The sequence below is a fragment of the Oceanobacillus sp. M60 genome, assembly GCF_053839645.1.
The window spans coordinates 145,984-162,411 of sequence record NZ_JBSSNH010000006.1; the positions used below are offsets into that span (position 1 = coordinate 145,984).

Sequence of the window (16,428 nt, forward strand, 5' to 3'; positions counted from 1 at the left end):
TAAAAAAATTATAGCAGATAGAAAGAAAAAATCCGATAAAAATGAAACTTTTTGCGAAATCAATCGTATTTCATACTGTACACGGACCGTACATTACTATTACTTATTCCAAGAGGAGGATTTGTATGTTTCAATTTTTTAATCGAATGAAAACAATTGTCAGTTCAGAACTGAATGCAATGATTGATAAGGCGGAAGATCCGGTCAAGATGTTAGATCAGTACTTGCGGGATATGGGCAAGGATATTGAAGAGGTTGAAGCTGCTGTAGCAAAACAAATGGCCAATGAAAAAATGCTGAAGCGCAAAGCGAATGATGCGAAAGCGATGGTGGAAAAGCGCCAGGAACAGGCTGAAAAAGCAGTAGAAGCAGATAATGAAGAATTAGCGAGAAAAGCATTAGAAGATAAAAGACATCAGGAGAAATCGTATGAGTCTCTACAAGCTTCTTGGGAGCGCGCGGATGAGGATGTCCGAATCCTGAAAGAAAAACTATCTGAAATGAAAAAAGAATACCAAGAAATGAAATTGAAAAAAGACTCCTTAAAGGCACGTGCAGAATCTGCGAAAACAAGAACGAAAATGAACCGTACAATGTCTTCTATCGGCAGCGATCAATCTCGTCAAGGATTTGAAAGAATGGAAGAAAAAGTACTGCAATACGAAGCAGAAGCAGAAACCTCAGAAGATTTAAATGAAAGTGCGCGTACGCTGGATGATGAATTCAAAGAGCTTGAAAATAATAATGGGGTGGATGATGAATTAGCTGCTTTGAAAAAGAAATTTAATAAATAATTGCTGAAAAAGATGCATAGAAATACCTGATAGCGGGAAGACACACTACGAAATCAAAATAATAATCCAAATCGTCAAAGGAGAGATTTTCAGTGAAAGTATCTTTTCATGGACATTCTGTAGTAAAAGTAGATACAGGAAAGCATCGCATCATTATTGACCCGTTTATCAATGGAAATGAAGCATGTGATTTAGATCCGAGTACGGAAAAGGCTGACGTTATTTTGCTGACACATGCTCATAATGATCATGTCGGAGATACAGTGGAAATAGCTAAAAATAACGATGCCTTGGTTGTAGCGCCGAAAGAACTTGCCGATTATATAGCATCAAAAGGTGTGGAGGCACATCCAATGCATATCGGCGGTTCCCGTGAATTTGAATTTGGGAAAGTGCAGCTTACGCAAGCTTTTCACGGCTCATCCTATGAAGAAGAGGATGGAACAGTCATTTACGGAGGAATGCCTGCAGGAATACTTCTTACAGTAAATGGAAAGACAATGTATCACTTAGGAGATACGGCATTGTTTACAGATTTAAAAATGTACGGTGAATTAAATGATATTGATATTGCCTTTATTCCAATCGGTGATAATTTTACGATGGGGCCAAGTGATGCACTGCTTGCAGCTGAATGGGTAAATGCCAAGACAGTTGTTCCTGTGCATTATAATACCTTTCCGCCGATTGTTCAGGATCCGGAAGATTGGGCATCTAAAGTGAAGGCTGGTAATGCCCGCGCAATGAAAGTTGGAGAAACAATCGATTTAACTTCTTAACGTGCGTGTTCAAAAAGTATATATTTTGCTAGAAAACCACAGAGATAGATTATATTCTGTGGTTTTCTGCTGCATAGAAATCATCCTCGCTCATACAATTATAAAAAAGGAGGATGCCAGCCTTGAAAACAAATATTATTCTAAGGTTATTATTAGTTTGCTTTTTTATCTATATTGCATGGCCGATGGTTCCGCAGTCTTCCAGCTCTTTAGAATTCCTCTTTTGGGGGTGCTGGTTATTATTTGCCTTTGTATTTATCGGCGCAAATCTTGCAACACTATTAAAAATGTCCCGGCCCCCGGTTATGGAACAGGAGGGGATAAATAAGAAGAAACTGCGCAGCCATTGAGTTTCTCCTGTATCAATTGTATAATAAGACTAATATGTTTTATATAGTACAGTTGAAAGAGGGTGATGGCAGATGGCGACCAAGCATGAACAGATTTTACAGCATATTTTATCATTGCCAGTTGGAAGCAAGATATCTGTCCGTCAAATTGCGAAAGATTTAAATGTGAGTGATGGGACTGCTTACCGGGCGATTAAGGAAGCAGAAAATCAAGGAATCGTAAGTACGATTGAACGTGTAGGAACGATTCGGATCGAGAAGAAAAAGAAAGATAATTTTGAAGAGCTGACGTTTGCTGAGATTGTTAATATCATTGATGGACAAGTACTTGGAGGCAGAGACGGGCTTCATAAAACACTCAGTAAATTTGTGATTGGCGCCATGCAGTTAAATGCCATGATGCGCTATACGCAAGCTGATTCGCTGCTGATTGTCGGAAACCGTTTTGAAGCGCATAAGCTTGCTTTAGAAGCGGGAGCAGCTGTCCTGATTACAGGAGGCTTCGATACGGATGATTCTATAAAACAGCTTGCCAATGAAAAAAAATTGCCTATTATTTCGACAAGCTATGATACGTTTACAGTTGCGGCTATGATTAACCGCGCGATTTATGATCAATTGATTAAAAAGGAAATTATTTTTGTAGGAGATATTTCAACACCGTTTGAGTCCTCTTATTATTTAGCGGCGAAACAGCAGGTGAAGGATTGGTATATTAATAATGAAGTTTCCTCGCACACACGATTTCCGGTTGTGGACGACCGTATGAAAGTAGTAGGAATGGTTTCTTCGAGAGATATCGTCGGGAAAGACCAAACTACATTTATTGATCGTATCATGAGCCGGAAGCCGTTAGTTGTTCAGGAAAAAACATCTTTAGCCTCGGTTGCACATATGATGGTCTGGGAAGGTATCGAGCTCGTTCCTGTGGTGGATAGTTCGCATGTATTAAAAGGCGTTGTTTCCAGACAGGACGTATTAAAAGCCATGCAGCAGATCCAGAGACAGCCGCAGGTCGGAGAAACAATTGAAGATATTGTTGCTAACAATATGTCGCAGAATCCGAGTGAGGAAGGGTTGTTTGAAGCGCATGTTATTCCGCAAATGACAAACCATTTAGGAACATTATCACATGGTGTATTTACAGCTCTCATCACAGAAGCAAGTGAAAAAATGATGAAAATAGAGAAGAAAGCAGAAATTTCGATTGAGAATATTACGGTTTATTTCAGCAAGCCGGTACCAATCGACAGTATTTTACTTCTTAAGCCAACACTTTTAGATGTCGGCCGTTTATATGCAAAGATAGATGTAGAAGTAATGCATGGACAAACTACTGTCGGACGGTCATTGATTATGGCGCAGCTGATCAATCGGTAACAGCGTAATTGATTTTTCTTTTGAAGACGAAAAAAACAACTGGAATACGATAATTCCAGTTGTTTTAAGCTGAAATGAAGCAATTTATTCAAAATGTAACGATCTGATTTGAAAGCTGTGCTTCTATTTTACCTAGTTTGGATGCAATCTTCTCCACTCTTTTTGATAGTGCCGTGCTTCTTTGAATCCACGAATCAATTGCATTAATCCTAATGCAAAGATAACAAGGCCGATAAACAAGCTGAGCTGTGTCAGATAAAGGGAGTATTGATTAATGGAAAAAGCGATTAAAAATGCTCCCAGGCTGGATCTCGCCCGGCCATTAAAGTATTTTTGTGTTAACGTATTTTTCTCTTTGAGGATTGCTACTTTATAATAGATATAAAAGACAGCTGAAATTATAATTATTATTGGAAAGATAACCATTTTAAATGCTCCGCTCCTAATTACATATTGTTTAATGCTACGTTTATTGTACCGTTTTTTTATCAATTAATCTAGGAAAAATCATAACTATATCATCAACAAAAAGGGAGATTGTCATGGAAATCACAAAAATTATTGAAGCGATTGAAGCAAGCGAGAGAATCATTATACATCGGCATGTCCGCCCTGATCCGGATGCAATTGGATCTCAGATGGGGTTAAAAGCATTGATTAGACATTCCTTTCCGGAGAAAGAAGTCTACGCTGCAGGAGAAGATATCCCGTCCCTGACTTTTTTAGCGCAGATGGATGATGTATCAGACGAGCTTTATCAGGGAAGCTTAGTCATTGTCTGTGATACAGCAAACCAGCCGCGGATTGATGATGATCGTTATAATAAAGGAAAACAGCTGATAAAAATCGATCATCATCCGGTCACAGATTCTTATGGAGATATCGAATGGGTGTCTACCGATGCCAGTTCTACTTCTGAGATGATTGTTGGTCTTGCATTGGAAGCGCGTCCCCGGGGCTGGAATTTAAATAATGAAGCAGCCCGTCTCTTATATGCAGGAATCGTTGGGGACACAGGAAGATTTAAATTTCCAAGTACAACTGTGAAAACATTTCAATATGCCGGTGAATTAGTTCGTTATGATTTTGACCGGACAGCTATATATGATGGGTTATACGAGGCGGAGGAAAAAGTATTGCGGTTAAGCGGCCACATTTTACAGCATTTTAAGATGTCTGAGAATGGGCTGTGTGTCATTAAATTAACTGCTGAATTATTGAAAGCATTTGATGTTACTGTGGAGGAATCAAACCAGCTTGTCCAGACGGTAGCAGATGTCAAAGGGATTAAAGCATGGGTATTTTTTATTGAAGAGCCTGACCAAATTCGGGTGCGTATCCGTTCGAAAGGAATTGTAATTAATCAAATTGCTAAGAAATATAATGGCGGAGGACATCCGTTGGCCTCTGGTGCAACCGTATATAACTGGGAGGAAGCAAATCATTTAGCAGCTGATTTAGAAAAAGTGTGCAGGGACGAAGTTTAAAACAGATGTAATTGCTGAAATTGGAGAGATATGAAACAAAGCTAAGGCTGTTATGCGAGAGGCAAGATAAAATAATTTGTCTGCGTTATAACAGCCTTATTGATTTAAAGTGGATAATGAAACGAATCATACTATCATCTTACGGATTCAGGCAGGACCACAACTCTTAATTCTGAACCAAATGCAATTTGTCGGACACGGAATTGGTAGCTCATGCCATCAAGAGTGAAGGCTTTATTTTCGATTGTTGCGATTAATAGCTTATCTGAACGTGATACAAGCTCTACTTCCTCTCCGATGACGTGGTTGATTTCTTCGCGAATCAAAGCCCGCAGCTGATCCTGCATTAATAAATCGATACGCATCGATTCCGGGTCTTCTATCTCAATGTCGATTCTTGAGATGGTGAGCGGCTGTTTGGTCTGCTCGCTTAAATCTTCTTTATCCTTCAGCAGGGTCTGATTTGTTTGCTCCAGCTCGGTTACCTCATTCGACAGCTCCATATTCTCTTTTAACATTTCTTCATACATGGTTCCGTACATATAGGTGAAGACCATATAGGAAATAATGCTGCCGAAAAAGAAACCGACAAAAATGAGCTGCCAGCTTGTTTTTTTATGATAATGCGGGATGTGCATCAGGGAGCATCTCCTTGTGAAAACCATTGAATAATAATCAGGCCAACCTTTACTCCGCCCATTGCAGATAGAATCAACAGGATCTGTTTTACTAAATCCATTGGAGTTCCGTCGAATAACCCTCTTTCAAAGTTGGCGATTGCGTCAAAGGTGCCTCCGATTGCAGCGACAATCCCCCATATTCTTAAGCGTTCTGCGATTCGATTCATAGAGGTCAGGGCAGCATCTCCGGTGGCGAAATCACCTATGCTTCCTATAATCGATCCTCCGATGATGACTCCTAACGCAATAAAAAAACAATGAATAAATGCTGCAAAAAATCTTTCCTCCATACTGTGACACTCCTCGCATGATAGCTTGTCTGCTAATTGGCAATCCTTATAATTGGAGGTTGCTATATTCTAGCTTATGAATGAAACAGACAAGTTATGAAAACTAAAACGATAGGCACATATGTACTATCTTGTTATAATAGATATAGAAATGCGTGTTCAAGAAGCAGGAAGACATTCGATTTCTCATTTTAAGGAGTTTTTTGAACATCCTCTAGAAAGAAGGCAGGGTAGAATGACGTACACACATATATCGGTGAAAAGCGGCTATAGTTTAATGGAGAGCACCATTTCTATACCAAAGCTTGTTCAAAAAGCAAAATATTTACAGTATCAAAGCCTCTGTTTAACAGATGAGGCTGTTCTTTATGGTGCTGTTTCATTCTATAAAGCTTGTATGGATCAGGGGATTAAGCCGATTATTGGCATGCGGATTTCTGTTCAGATGGATGATAATGAACAGGAGATTCCATGTATCGTTCTCGCTAAAAATAAAACAGGCTACCAGCAGCTTCTACAGTTAAGCACCTATCTGCAAACAAATCAGCTTGATAAGCTTCCGGTTGAACAGCTTGGGGAATATACAGACGGTGTCATCGGTGTACTCTCTGGAAAGGCATTCCTGAGGACTGGCAATGATTCCTCCGAAACAGAAAGCCAACTACTCTTTCAACAGCTTAAAAAGGCAGAAGCTTATTTTGAAGAAGGTGACTTTTATGTCGGCATCGATTCAGCTTCACATCAGCTGCAAATATGGAAAAAGGCGGACTTCGCTTATGTGGCGATGCAGAATGTAGTGTATTTAGACGAACAGGATGTATTGGCTTATGATTGCCTGCAATCGATGCGGTTCGGGGAGAAATGGGCTCCAAAACGAAAGGAACAGCTGCCTGAAGGTCATCATTTTACTTCTCCGGAGGAAATGAAGCAATTATTTCATACTTGGCCGGAGCTGCTGGATAAGACTGAAGAAATCGCAGGAAAATGTACTGCCTATTTACATTTTGATGAGCAGCATCTGCCTTCCTTCCCCACGCCGGATCAGGTAACCGCAGATACCTATTTGCGGGAGCGCTGTGAAGAGGGTTTGCAGGAGCGGTACCCGGTCGTTACAGAAGCTCATCGAAAACGGATGGAATATGAGCTGAATACGATTATCAATATGAACTACAGCGATTATTTTTTAATTGTTGCCGATTTTATTCAATTTGCGAAAGATAAACATATCATGGTCGGACCGGGAAGAGGATCATCAGCTGGTTCCATTGTTGCTTATATTTTAGGAATCACAGAAGTTGATCCATTAAAATATAATCTTCTGTTCGAACGTTTTTTAAATCCGGAACGGCTGACCATGCCGGATATTGATGTAGACTTTTCTGATATCCGCCGTGATGAAGTAATTGATTATGTAAGAGATAAATATGGCAGGGAGCATGTTGCACAGATTATTACTTTTGGCACCTTTGCGACACGCTCGATTCTCCGAGAACTGATGAAAACAATGGATGTCCATGATCAGGATGTTGCTTATATTTTGCGGGAAATGAAGCGGGCATCATCCAAAAGTATTCAACGGCTGCTGCAGGATTCAACGGAATTAGCATCCTATGTAAAGGCCTCTGAAAAATTAAAGGTTTTATTTACCATCGCGATTAAATTAGAAGGCTTGCCAAGAAACGTGTCTACTCATGCTGCGGGCGTTGTGATTAGTGAGCAGCCTTTAATGAGAGATGTTCCGTTGACAAGCGGCACAGGGGAAACGTACTTGACACAATATGCAATGAACGAATTGGAAGCCGCAGGTCTGTTGAAAATGGACTTCCTGGGGCTCCGAAATCTTTCGTTAATAGAAAGAGTCATGAAAGGTGTGGCATATACCCAAAACAAAGGAGAAATATTGACCCATATTCCAGAACAGGATGAAAAAACGTTTGCCATGCTGCGACAAGGGGAAACCAGCGGTGTTTTTCAGTTAGAATCAACAGGAATGCAGCGTGTTCTAAAAGAGCTGCAACCATCCTCGTTTGAAGATATTGTAGCGGTTAATGCGCTTTATCGTCCAGGTCCGATGGATTTTATCCCTGTGTATATCCGGCGTAAATTTAAGCAAGAAGCTGTAACCTATCCGCATCCAGATTTAGAACCGATTTTAAAATCAACCTATGGTGTTCTGATTTATCAGGAGCAGATCATGCAGATTGCGCACCGTATTGCCGGTTTCAGTCTTGGTGAGGCGGATATTTTAAGAAGAGCGGTAAGTAAGAAGAAAGACAATATGATGCAGCAGCAGGAGGCAGCCTTTATCAAAGGGTGCTTAAAGAATGGCTACTCTCAGGCTGTGGCTGCGGAAATTTTCAGCTGGATTGTCCGCTTTTCCAACTATGGATTTCCAAGAAGCCATGCTGTCGCCTATAGTAAAATATCCTATCAGCTCAGTTATCTGAAAGCACATTATCCAGAAGTATTTTTTTCATGCCTGCTAACGGATGCTAAAAATCAGCCCGAAAAGCTGTCTATGTACCAGGAGTCGTTAAAAGAGCTTGCAATTAAGATACTCCCGCCACATATTAATAGAAGCTATCAGCAATTTACAGTGGAGAAAAACATGATACGTACCGGGTTAGCTGCTATTAAGTCTATCAGTTATCAAGCGTTGGTTCATATTTTAGAAATCCGAAAAGAGGCTTCTTTCACCAGCTTTTTTGATTTTTGTATGCGAATCGATATAAAAAAAGTAAATCGGGCCGCTATTAAAAACCTGATTTTAGCTGGTGCATTTGATACGTTTCATCCCAATAGGGCAAGCTTGATTGAAACGATTAATCCAGCGCTGGAACAAAAGGAATTGTTTCAGGGGATGTATGAAGATGCCTCCTTATTTCAGGATGCGTTGGAATATACAGAAGCGGAAGACTACTCCAAAATACAAAAGCTCACTTTTGAGAAAGAATTGATGGGTATCTATATCTCAAATCACCCATTTGAAAGTTACCGGAATGTATTAAGAGCGAATGGAATACTTTCTTTTAAACAGGCAGAGGAGTTCATCGGGAAGAGAAAAGAAATCTATACCGTCGGAGTAGTAGAAGAGATAAAGATTATACGCACAAAAAACAGAGAAAGAATGGCATTTTTAACAGTGTCGGACGAAGATAAAAAGATGGATGCTGTTCTTTTTCCGGATTTATTTCGGCAAATTTCGAATCAGCTGGAAGAGGAACAGCTGGTTTGGATGCGTGTTACGGTCGAAGAGAGAAACCAGAAGCGTCAGTTTATTTTAAAGGAAATAGCAGCACTGGATTTGTCTGAAGTGGATATACCAGAAACGAATAAATTATTTATACGAATGACAAACCAAGATAAAAGCAGTGTTTTGAAATATTTGCAGCAAATAGCTGAACAGCATCCGGGGAAGACGCCGGTAATCGTATATGATCCTGTAAACAGAGAAACCTACCAGCTTGCAAACAGCTATTCTCTTCAAGTGACAGAGAAAGAAATGAGACAGCTGAAAAATTATTTTGGAAATGATAATGTGGTTGAGCGCTGATTTTATACGCTATTAGAAAACACCCGAAATATATTTTGAAAATAGAGGAGAAGCCGAATTTTTTACCAGAAACCGGCTTCTTCTTTATTATATATTTTGAAGAGGGGAAGGCAGCAATTTTTCATGTATTTCGAGTGATAATGGCACAATATAAAAAACTGAAATTTTACGACAGCAGCTACTTTACACAAGCATACCATCTGTTATAATAAAGGGGATAAAAATGGCTTAGCCTAATATGTAAGCGCAATAATTATACATATTACTTACTGTATTCAAAGGAGCGGAATTCAATGGCAAACCTACGAGACGAAGCATTACATTTACACGAACAAAAGCAAGGGAAGCTGGAAGTGAAGACAAAGGTGCCGGTGAGGAATAAAGAAGATCTAAGCTTAGCTTATTCTCCTGGTGTAGCAGAGCCTTGTAAAGAAATCTATGAACGAAAAGAAACCGTCTATGATTATACGATGAAAGGAAATATGGTTGCGGTAGTAAGCGACGGTTCTGCCGTTTTAGGACTTGGTAACATTGGTGCAGAAGCTTCTTTACCTGTGATGGAAGGAAAAGCGGTATTATTCAAAGGATTTGCAGGCGTGGATGCTTTTCCAATCTGCTTGGATACACAAGATGTCGATAAAATTGTAGAGACTGTTAAATTGATGGAGCCGACCTTTGGCGGGGTGAATTTGGAAGATATTGCAGCACCTAACTGCTTTATTATAGAAGATCGGTTAAAAAGCGAAACCAATATTCCCATTTTTCATGATGACCAGCATGGCACGGCAATTGTCACAGTGGCAGGCCTGATGAATGCTTTAAAACTGGTAAATAAAGATTTCTCTAATATCAAAGTCGTAGCAAATGGAGCCGGCGCAGCTGGAATCGCAATTATCCGCCTCTTAAAGAGCCTGGGAGTTCATGACATGATTATGTGTGATTCTCGCGGTGCAATTTATGAAGGACGTCCTAAAGGGATGAACAACGTAAAAGAAATGGTCGCAAAATATACCAATGCGCAGAAGATAGAAGGAAGTCTGGAAGATGTATTAGAAGGTGCAGATGTATTTATCGGTGTTTCAGTAGGTGGCGCTTTAACAAAAGAAATGGTTGAAAAAATGAATGATGATGCAATTATTTTTGCAATGGCGAACCCGGATCCAGAAATCCTGCCTGAGGATGCAAAAGCAGCTGGAGCAAAAGTAATCGGCACCGGCCGCTCCGACTTTGCGAACCAAGTCAATAATGTGCTTGCTTTTCCAGGGATATTCCGGGGAGCTTTGGATGTCAGAGCAACGCGTATTAATGAAGAAATGAAGATAGCTGCTGCAGAGGGGATTGCATCTTTAATAGAAGACAGAGAGTTGAATGAAGACTATGTAATTCCTTCTCCTTTTGACGGACGAGTTGCACCGCTTGTAGCTAAGCACGTAGCGGAAGCAGCAATGAAATCCGGAGTTGCCCGCATTCACGTAGATCCGGAAGAAGTGGCAGAGAAGACAAGACGTCTGACAAAGGAAATCAATAAATAATTTGACATTGTAATTATCCCCTGAGACATTTTAATTTTTATTCAAAGTGTTTTAGGGGTATTTTATGTAAAAAAATAAAAACTTAAAATGAGATATTAGTTATCCTGTCTAATTTAAAATATTTTTTAATCTGTTTGTTGAATCATTTGGAAGAAGGCTTGATATAAGGTTATCAGAAAGCTTTTATATCCGTTTATTTGATATATAATGATACATTTATAATGACAATCTGATTGCGCGACTTGCAAACAGGTGGTAATCTATTTGTTGGGTTTCTATTTGATTTCTGTAGAAGAACAAGTAAGTACGTGTTCAAAAGTTGCCAAAGGTTTATAATGGGACGAGTGTTTACAAATGTTTTCAATGAGGTGACCGCACAAAAAAAGCGAACTTTTTCACCTGCGTTTATGGGGTTGCGATTACTTGCCCCGCTATAACTCGTCCGCAGCGGTCGCATTAACCTGAAAAATATACCAGCTTTATTTTTTATCATCCATTTTAAAACGCACTACTATAACTTGGGAAAATAGTTTACAATGGTAAGATAGGAAAAACGTTCTTACCTGAAAGCTCTATTTGAATGCTGGTTAATAGATGCAATTTATTTATTATATATTTTATACACAGTTAACCTGGCAGCAGAAAAAGGGGGGATAAACTTGCCACTTAAAGATTTTTTCGGCAAGCGTAAGAAGTATGCATCAATCCCGAGCGAGAAAGCAAAAGTAGATGTTCCAGAGGGGTTAATGCAGAAGTGTGATAATTGTAAGCAAATCTATTATCGAAAAGAGATAGTTAAGTCTTTATATGTTTGTCCAAACTGCGGATATCACCATCCGATGACAGCATGGACAAGAATTGAGAGTTTATTTGACGAAGGAACATTTACAGAATGGGATGCGGGCCTGACCTCTGCTAACCCGCTTGATTTTCCTGATTATGAGACGAAGATCAAGAAGGATCGTCAAAAAACAGGTCTGAACGAAGGAATTGTTACTGGTACAGGTGCGATTGAAGGAAATCAGGTTGCATTTGCTGTCATGGATTCCAATTTTCGTATGGGAAGTATGGGCTCTGCCATCGGTGAAAAAATAGCGAGAGCGATTGAAAATGCCAGAGAAGAGTCGATTCCTTTCATTATATTTACAGCATCTGGCGGAGCTCGTATGCAAGAAGGGCTTTTAAGCTTAATGCAGATGGCAAAAACATCCTTTGCTGTGAAACGATTTAGAGACAGCGGCAATTTAATGATTTCCGTGATGACTCATCCGACTACTGGCGGTGTATCTGCAAGCTTTGCATCTATTGGAGATTATAATTTTGCAGAACCGGGAGCGCTTATTGGTTTTGCCGGGCGGAGAATTATTGAACAGACAATCCGGGAAAAGCTTCCAAATGATTTTCAAACAGCTGAATTTCAATTAGAGCATGGCCAAGTAGACAAGGTTATTCACCGTCATGATATGAAAACAACGCTTGGAAAGCTTCTTTGTATGCACACGGATGGGAGGTAATCAAAAATGCCAATATTAGAATTTGAAAAGCCGATTGTGAATTTGAAAGAAAAGATCAAAGAACTGAAATCTTTTACAGAGAATAGTGATATTGATTTAAGAGACGAAATCAATAATCTGGAGGAACGTTTAGCAAAGCTGGAAGAGGATATTTATGGCAACCTGAAACCCTGGAATCGTGTGCAGATGGCCAGACATCCTGAACGGCCGACCACGCTGGACTATGTCGATAGATTATTTGAAGATTTTATTGAATTTCATGGAGACCGTTTATTTGGCGAGGATGAAGCAATCGTTTCCGGAATTGCTTATTATAAAAAGCAGCCGGTGACAGTGATTGGACACCAGCGGGGGAAAGATACGAAAGAAAATATTAAACGTAATTTTGGCATGCCGCATCCGGAAGGTTACAGAAAAGCCTTACGCCATATGAAGCAGGCCGAAAAATTTAACCGCCCAATTATTACGTTTATCGATACCAAAGGGGCATACCCTGGGAAAGCTGCAGAAGAAAGAGGGCAAAGTGAAGCTATCGCCAAAAATCTAATGGAGATGGCCGGTTTAACGGTTCCCATTGTATGTATTGTGATAGGAGAAGGCGGCAGCGGGGGCGCCCTGGGAATCGGTGTTGGAAATCATGTTCATATGCTGGAGAATGCTACATATTCTGTTATTTCTCCGGAAGGTGCAGCTTCGATTCTTTGGAAAGATGCAGGAGAAGCACAGCGTGCCGCTGAAACGATGCAGATTACAGCTCCAGATTTAAAAAAATTAGGTGTTATTGATGAAATGATTCCTGAACCAAAAGGCGGCGCACATCGAGATATTGATATACAAGCTGGTCTTATTGATCAAGTGCTAGAAAAATCACTGAACGAGCTGAAAGCATTGTCACCAGAGGATATAGTTGAAGAAAGATGGCAAAAATATAAAAAGATAGGTTCATTTCAAACGATATAATTGTTTATAAAGGCTGAGAATGAATGTCAGCCTTTATTTTAGTTTGGATTATAATGAAAGAATCATGTAAAATAGAGAATGTAGTGGACGAAAGATAAGAAACCAAGCCTTTAATGATTTTGGTTTATCATTGCAGTCTCAGATGATTTTCTTTATCTTTTATTTATGTAGGGATATGTTCAGGTGTTTTAAAAATGTAATAGAGGGAATTGGACAAACTAGTACAACAGAGCGGGGTTGGCTTGTTGTTTGAGAAACGGGCTGTATGTTAGAAGTCAGCACTTGGATATATTTAAAATAAGTTGGACATTGCAATATTTTAACTATAAGGTGGGAAAATAAATGAAAAAAATTGGTGTTTTGACTAGTGGTGGAGATGCCCCCGGCATGAATGCTGCAATCAGAGCAGTTGTAAGAAAAGCAATCTATCATGACATGGAAGTGTTTGGAGTCAAAAATGGTTATCAGGGATTAATGGATGGTAATTTTGAAAAAATGCATCTTGGTTCTGTAGGTGATATTATTCATCGCGGCGGGACGATTTTATTTTCAGCTAGAAGTGAAGAATTTAAAACTGATGAAGGTCAGCAAAAAGCAGTCGAACAACTGAAGGAAGCCGGAATTGAAGGGCTAATCGTAATTGGCGGTGACGGCAGTTTTAAAGGAGCACAAAAACTGACGGCAAAGGGAATTCCTTGTATCGGTGTGCCGGGGACGATTGATAATGATATTGCAGGAACGGATTTCACAATTGGTTTTGATACATCTCTTAATACGATTATAGACGCTGTGGATAAGGTTCGTGATACGGCTACTTCCCATGAGCGTACATACGTCATAGAAGTAATGGGCCGCAATGCAGGAGATTTAGCATTATGGGCTGGCTTATCCGTTGGAGCTGAAAGTATCCTCATCCCCGAACAAAACGATGAATTCTCTCAAATCGTTGACCGGTTAAACCGCGGACATAAACGTGGGAAAAAGCACAGTATTATCCTGCTCGCAGAAGGCGTCGGCAATGGGTTTGACGTAGGGAAACAAATTGAAGAGGCTACTGACTTGGAAACAAGGGTAACTGTATTAGGACATATTCAAAGAGGTGGTTCTCCAACTGGCCAAGACAGGGTATTAGCAAGCCGTCTGGGTGCTGCAGCTGTAGAATTGCTCTTAAATAATAAAGGCGGTCGTATGGTCGGGATTCAAAACAACAAAATTGTCGATAATGATATTGATGACATTTTAAAATTGAAGCATCATATTGATAATGAAATGTTCCAGTTATCTAAAGAATTGTCTATTTAATGAAAGATTGGTATTGAATTGAAGGAGGAAATAATAATGAGAAATACAAAAATTGTTTGTACGATAGGGCCGGCATCAGAATCGGTTGAAAAATTGGAGCAGTTAATCGATGCAGGAATGAATGTAGCCAGATTAAACTTCTCCCATGGAGACTTTGACGAGCATGGTGCGCGAATCAAAAATATTCGTGAAGCAGCTGCCCGAAAAAATAAAACGGTAGCGATTCTTCTGGATACAAAAGGTCCTGAAATTCGCACAGGTAATTTTAAAGAAGGAAGAGCAGATATTGTTCAAGGGAATGAAGTAATTGTTTCCATGAATGATGTAGAAGGTACTGCTGAGCGATTCTCCATTACGTATGGTGGATTGATCAATGATGTTCATCCAGGATCTAAAATCCTTCTGGATGATGGTTTGATTGAATTAGAAGTAAAAGAAATCAAGCAAGAAAGCGGAGAAATTGTAACGGTAGCGTTGAACTCTGGGGAAATCAAAAACAAAAAAGGAGTTAACGTTCCGAACGTATCTGTTAATCTTCCAGGAATTACAGAAAAGGATACCAATGATATCATTTTTGGAGTGGAGCAAGGTGTAGACTTTATTGCAGCATCCTTTGTACGCCGTCCTTCAGATGTATTGGAAATCAAAGAAGTACTGGAGCAGTATCAGGCAGAGCATATTAAAATTATCCCTAAAATTGAAAACCAGGAAGGCGTAGACAATATTAACAGCATTCTGGAAGTAAGTGACGGTTTAATGGTTGCCCGTGGAGACTTAGGTGTCGAAATACCTGCAGAAGATGTACCTCTAGTTCAGAAAAAGCTTATTACGCAATGTAATACAGCTGGAAAACCAGTTATTACAGCGACACAAATGTTAGATTCCATGCAGCGTAATCCTCGTCCGACCCGTGCAGAGGCTTCTGACGTTGCAAATGCTATTTTTGATGGTACAGACGCTATCATGCTTTCTGGTGAAACAGCAGCTGGTAATTATCCGGTGGAATCTGTTCAAACCATGAGTAATATTGCATTAAAAGCAGAATCTGCATTAAATCATAAAGTAATTTTAGAAGAACGTTCTAAAAATGTAGATATGGAAATCAGAGAAGCGATTACGCAATCTGTTTCACATACGGCATATAACTTAGGTATTGGTACAATCATTACACCGACAGAAAGCGGATCGACAGCCCGCATGGTTTCCAAATATCGTCCGAAAGCAACGATTATTGCTGTAACCGTGGATGAAGTCGTAAATCGTCAGCTTTCTCTTGTGTGGGGTGTTCATGCAGTAATGGGAACTCCGACAAAATCTACAGATGAAATGCTGGAAGTGTCTGTCAAACAGGGGCTTGAAGCGGGCGTATGCAAACGAGGAGAAACTGTCCTTGTTGTTGCAGGGGTACCGGCTGGAGAAAAAGGTACAACAAATCTGATGAAAGTTCATGTCATTGGAGATGTAGTTGCAAAAGGACAAGGTATCGGAAGAAGTAAAGCATACGGACATGTTGTCTTTGCTAAAAACAATGAAGAAGCATTGACCCGTATGAATGAGGGAGATATCCTTGTAACACATGCTACGGAAAAAGAAATGATGCCGGCAATTGAAAAAGCTGCTGCCGTTATTACAGAAGAAGGCGGTTTGACTTCGCATGCTGCTGTAGTTGGTGTCAGCCTTGGAATCCCTGTTATTGTAGGTGTAGAGAATGTCTTTGATTTATTGGAAGACGGTCAGGACATTACAGTAGACAGCAGCCGCGGACAAGTTTACGCAGGTCACGCAGGTGTATTATAATAGGTAAGCA

General features: G+C 39.9%; 14 protein-coding genes. 11 read left to right on the plus strand and 3 right to left on the minus strand.

The genetic code is table 11. The annotated features are described in order from the left end of the window. Positions 1-125: 125 nt before the first annotated feature. From ACW0TQ_RS15640 to ACW0TQ_RS15655, 4 genes are all read left to right on the plus strand, one after another. Entirely contained in the window at positions 126-794 is a 669-nt protein-coding gene (locus tag ACW0TQ_RS15640; RefSeq protein ID WP_042535367.1) for a PspA/IM30 family protein, read from the plus strand. 92 nt (positions 795-886) lie between these two features. Further along, positions 887-1,573, plus strand: a complete 687-nt coding sequence (locus ACW0TQ_RS15645) for a metal-dependent hydrolase (protein ID WP_042535366.1) — start codon at positions 887-889, stop codon at positions 1,571-1,573. Positions 1,574-1,695: 122 nt separating this feature from the next. Further along, positions 1,696-1,923: a hypothetical protein gene (locus ACW0TQ_RS15650; RefSeq protein WP_042535365.1), complete on the plus strand. Its 228-nt coding sequence runs from the start codon at positions 1,696-1,698 to the stop codon at positions 1,921-1,923. A 72-nt stretch (positions 1,924-1,995) separates the two neighbouring features. After that, the gene (locus ACW0TQ_RS15655) at positions 1,996-3,303 is read left to right on the plus strand and encodes a DRTGG domain-containing protein (protein ID WP_042535362.1); all 1,308 of its coding nucleotides are present in this window, start codon (positions 1,996-1,998) and stop codon (positions 3,301-3,303) included. Between the two features lie 132 nt (positions 3,304-3,435). Here ACW0TQ_RS15655 and ACW0TQ_RS15660 read toward each other — a convergent pair whose 3' ends face one another. Next, positions 3,436-3,729 (minus strand): YtpI family protein, encoded by a 294-nt coding sequence (locus ACW0TQ_RS15660; protein WP_042535359.1) that lies wholly within the window; start codon positions 3,727-3,729, stop codon positions 3,436-3,438. 116 nt (positions 3,730-3,845) lie between these two features. On the opposite strand from ACW0TQ_RS15660, the gene ACW0TQ_RS15665 reads away from it, so the two are divergent. Then, positions 3,846-4,790 (plus strand): DHH family phosphoesterase, encoded by a 945-nt coding sequence (locus ACW0TQ_RS15665; protein WP_193063247.1) that lies wholly within the window; start codon positions 3,846-3,848, stop codon positions 4,788-4,790. Positions 4,791-4,924: 134 nt separating this feature from the next. Here ACW0TQ_RS15665 and ytrI read toward each other — a convergent pair whose 3' ends face one another. Next, the gene (gene ytrI, locus ACW0TQ_RS15670; protein WP_042535356.1) at positions 4,925-5,428 is read right to left on the minus strand and encodes a sporulation membrane protein YtrI; all 504 of its coding nucleotides are present in this window, start codon (positions 5,426-5,428) and stop codon (positions 4,925-4,927) included. Further along, positions 5,428-5,760 (minus strand): sporulation membrane protein YtrH, encoded by a 333-nt coding sequence (gene ytrH / locus ACW0TQ_RS15675; RefSeq protein ID WP_042535354.1) that lies wholly within the window; start codon positions 5,758-5,760, stop codon positions 5,428-5,430. Before ytrH ends, ytrI begins: the two co-directional genes overlap by 1 nt. Before the next feature lie 235 nt (positions 5,761-5,995). Between ytrH and dnaE the strand changes: the two genes are divergently transcribed. The 6 genes from dnaE to pyk all read left to right on the plus strand — a co-directional run bounded on the left by dnaE (position 5,996) and on the right by pyk (position 16,418). Beyond that, complete coding sequence (dnaE, locus tag ACW0TQ_RS15680; protein ID WP_455725812.1) at positions 5,996-9,313, plus strand: DNA polymerase III subunit alpha; 3,318 nt, start codon at positions 5,996-5,998, stop codon at positions 9,311-9,313. A gap of 293 nt (positions 9,314-9,606) precedes the next feature. Then, positions 9,607-10,845 (plus strand): NADP-dependent malic enzyme, encoded by a 1,239-nt coding sequence (gene ystJ / locus ACW0TQ_RS15685; protein WP_368900615.1) that lies wholly within the window; start codon positions 9,607-9,609, stop codon positions 10,843-10,845. A gap of 659 nt (positions 10,846-11,504) precedes the next feature. Further along, positions 11,505-12,359 (plus strand): acetyl-CoA carboxylase, carboxyltransferase subunit beta, encoded by an 855-nt coding sequence (gene accD / locus ACW0TQ_RS15690; RefSeq protein WP_042535348.1) that lies wholly within the window; start codon positions 11,505-11,507, stop codon positions 12,357-12,359. Positions 12,360-12,365: 6 nt separating this feature from the next. Beyond that, positions 12,366-13,319, plus strand: coding sequence for an acetyl-CoA carboxylase carboxyl transferase subunit alpha (gene accA, locus ACW0TQ_RS15695; protein WP_341173110.1), 954 nt, complete (start codon positions 12,366-12,368; stop codon positions 13,317-13,319). A gap of 342 nt (positions 13,320-13,661) precedes the next feature. Further along, positions 13,662-14,621, plus strand: coding sequence for a 6-phosphofructokinase (gene pfkA / locus ACW0TQ_RS15700; RefSeq protein WP_042535344.1), 960 nt, complete (start codon positions 13,662-13,664; stop codon positions 14,619-14,621). Between the two features lie 36 nt (positions 14,622-14,657). Continuing rightward, positions 14,658-16,418, plus strand: coding sequence for a pyruvate kinase (pyk, locus tag ACW0TQ_RS15705; RefSeq protein WP_193063252.1), 1,761 nt, complete (start codon positions 14,658-14,660; stop codon positions 16,416-16,418). Positions 16,419-16,428: the final 10 nt, after the last annotated feature.

Excerpts from the sequence above, each read along its gene's own strand:
- ACW0TQ_RS15640 (WP_042535367.1), top strand. The coding sequence starts at position 126 with ATGTTTCAATTTTTTAATCGAATGAAAACAATTGTCAGTTCAGAACTG.
- ACW0TQ_RS15655 (WP_042535362.1), top strand. The coding sequence starts at position 1,996 with ATGGCGACCAAGCATGAACAGATTTTACAGCATATTTTATCATTGCCA.
- ACW0TQ_RS15660 (WP_042535359.1), bottom strand. The coding sequence starts at position 3,729 with ATGGTTATCTTTCCAATAATAATTATAATTTCAGCTGTCTTTTATATC.
- ACW0TQ_RS15665 (WP_193063247.1), top strand. The coding sequence starts at position 3,846 with ATGGAAATCACAAAAATTATTGAAGCGATTGAAGCAAGCGAGAGAATC.
- ytrI (WP_042535356.1), bottom strand. The coding sequence starts at position 5,428 with ATGCACATCCCGCATTATCATAAAAAAACAAGCTGGCAGCTCATTTTT.
- ytrH (WP_042535354.1), bottom strand. The coding sequence starts at position 5,760 with ATGGAGGAAAGATTTTTTGCAGCATTTATTCATTGTTTTTTTATTGCG.
- dnaE (WP_455725812.1), top strand. The coding sequence starts at position 5,996 with ATGACGTACACACATATATCGGTGAAAAGCGGCTATAGTTTAATGGAG.
- ystJ (WP_368900615.1), top strand. The coding sequence starts at position 9,607 with ATGGCAAACCTACGAGACGAAGCATTACATTTACACGAACAAAAGCAA.
- accA (WP_341173110.1), top strand. The coding sequence starts at position 12,366 with ATGCCAATATTAGAATTTGAAAAGCCGATTGTGAATTTGAAAGAAAAG.
- pfkA (WP_042535344.1), top strand. The coding sequence starts at position 13,662 with ATGAAAAAAATTGGTGTTTTGACTAGTGGTGGAGATGCCCCCGGCATG.
- pyk (WP_193063252.1), top strand. The coding sequence starts at position 14,658 with ATGAGAAATACAAAAATTGTTTGTACGATAGGGCCGGCATCAGAATCG.